At 56.6% G+C, this 2,214-nt stretch carries 1 protein-coding gene; it reads right to left on the bottom strand.

Features of this window, described 5'->3' with window-relative positions; genetic code table 11:
• Nucleotides 1–238: 238 nt before the first annotated feature.
• The gene (locus tag KTF55_RS09860) at nucleotides 239–1,933 is read right to left on the bottom strand and encodes a phospho-sugar mutase (RefSeq protein ID WP_217108509.1); all 1,695 of its coding nucleotides are present in this window, start codon (nucleotides 1,931–1,933) and stop codon (nucleotides 239–241) included.
• Nucleotides 1,934–2,214: the final 281 nt, after the last annotated feature.

Below are 2,214 nucleotides of genomic sequence, written 5' to 3'. Positions count from 1 at the left end.
TGTCCATCCTCGCAGTATCCGGTTCTCAAGGTGCACGCCCCGCGGCTCATCCGGTCCGACCGGGCCGCGCGGCAAGGAGATATATTGCCAGACCGGAGGGGCCCCGTGGGCGGGAATCTGGGCGTACACATTTCCTACACATCTTGGGATTCTCAGCTGTGTTTGCCGGTAATAAAGAGGGGACCTCGTTTCCGAGATCCCCTCCTCCGTCTAACTATAGAAATAGGCTTTCAAAGCCTTAGGCCAACAGCTTGCGACCGGACTCCTCAATCGCGTCAAGTGCTGCATCAGCCTCGGCGGCATCCGTGCCCTTAGCGAAGATGTACAGCTTAATCTTGGGCTCGGTGCCGGAAGGACGAACAATACCCTTGTTGCCACCCTCAAGATCGAACTCAATGACGTTAGCCTTCGGCAGGCCGTTCACGCAGGTGTTGTAATCCACGACAGTCTCAATTTTGGAACCGGCGAGTTCCGCGGGCGGGTTCTCACGCAGACCAGCCATGATGCCGGCCATCTTTGCCGCACCCTCAGCGCCCGGATAGCTCAGCGAAATCGTCTTGTTGTGATAGTAGCCATACTTCTCGTAAAGCTCGCGCATCGCATCGGCAAGGTTCTTGCCCTGGAGCTTATAATACTGCGCCATCTGGCAAATCAGAAGCGAAGTGCTCACGGCGTCCTTGTCGCGCACGTGGTCACCGGCCAGATAGCCGTAGCTCTCCTCAAAACCGAAGATAAAGCGATCGACCTCGCCAGCATCGGAAAGAGAAGTAATGATGTCGCCGATGTACTTGAAGCCCGTCAGGCAGCGGCGGAGCTCAAAACCGTACTCGTCGGCCAGAGCGTCAACCATGGCGGAAGAAACGATAGTAGTAACGGCAACCTTCTTAGTGAGGTCCTCACCGCGGGCAGCACGGGTCTTGCAGATATAGTCGAGCAGCAGAACGCCCATCTCATTGCCGGTCAGCAGCAGATAGTCATCGCCATTCTTAACGGCAACGCCAACACGGTCGGCGTCGGGATCGGTTGCAAGCAGCAAATCAGGGTGAACCTGCTCGCAGAGATCGATGCCCTTCTGCATGGCCTGACGGATCTCGGGGTTAGGATACGGGCAGGTCGGGAAATCGCCGTTAGGCTCCTTCTGCTCGGGAACAACCGTGACATCGGTGATGCCAGCGCGCTCGAGCACCGTCGTGACGGGAATGAGGCCGGTGCCGTTGAGCGGAGTGTAGACGAGCTTAAGCGGAGCGCCAGCGATCTCCTCGGCAGAAAGGTTAGTCACGCCGCGGGCGAGAACGGCGTCGTAATAACGCTCGAGGCACGAGTCATCGATCCATTTGACCAGACCCTGCTCAAGAGCCTCATCGAAGTCCATGGACTTCACGCCGGTGAACGTATCGGTCTCGGCGATAGCCTTAGAAATTGCATCAGCGGCCTCGCTGGTGATCTGGCAGCCGTCAGGGCCATAGGCCTTATAGCCGTTATAAGGCGCCGGATTATGACTAGCGGTCATGCAAATGCCACCGGAGCACTTAAGGTCGCGGACGGCCCAGGAGAGCGTCGGCACAGGAGAAATCTTGGGATACACGAGGGCAGTCACGCCGTTTGCTGCAAGAATGGCAGCCGTCATCTTGACAAACAGCTCACCTTTATTGCGGCTATCACGAGCGATGGCGACCGTCGGATGCTCGAAGGTCGCATTGAGGTAGTCAGCGAATCCCTGGGTCGCACGACCGACCGTATAGATATTCATACGGTTAGTGCCCGCACCGATAGTGCCGCGAAGGCCGGCAGTACCGAAGGCGAGATCCTGGAAGAAAGCGTCGGTGATGGCGTCCTCATCACCCTGCTCCTTCATCGTGTTAAGCTCAGCGAGGAGCTCCTCGTCCTTGACATTGGCAATCCAAGTATCAAGCAGCTCATGAACATCTGCCATGTGAGTCCTTCCGTCACAATCAATAAAACGACCCGTGTAAAACAGGACAAGCGCAGCAGTGCGCTAAAGCAAATATTAGTCCATTGAGAACAAAGAACCGACCAAAGAACGGTGAACGTCTATATTCAGCGGTGGATGATTAAATTGATTTAATTGCATAAGGAATGTTGCGTGTAAACGCAAAAAAGGGGGGAGGCCGCGAGGCCTCCCCCTTCCAAGTTCGATGACGGCTCGGTGCCGTCCACCGGTCAGCGGCGCCCTGGCCTCCCACGGGCTGACCC

The sequence above is a fragment of the Collinsella sp. MSK.8.10 genome (genome assembly GCF_019041915.1).
Lineage (GTDB): Bacteria > Actinomycetota > Coriobacteriia > Coriobacteriales > Coriobacteriaceae > Collinsella.
The sequence above is the reverse complement of the archived record's forward strand: the minus strand, read 5'-3'. Positions and strand labels throughout refer to the sequence as shown.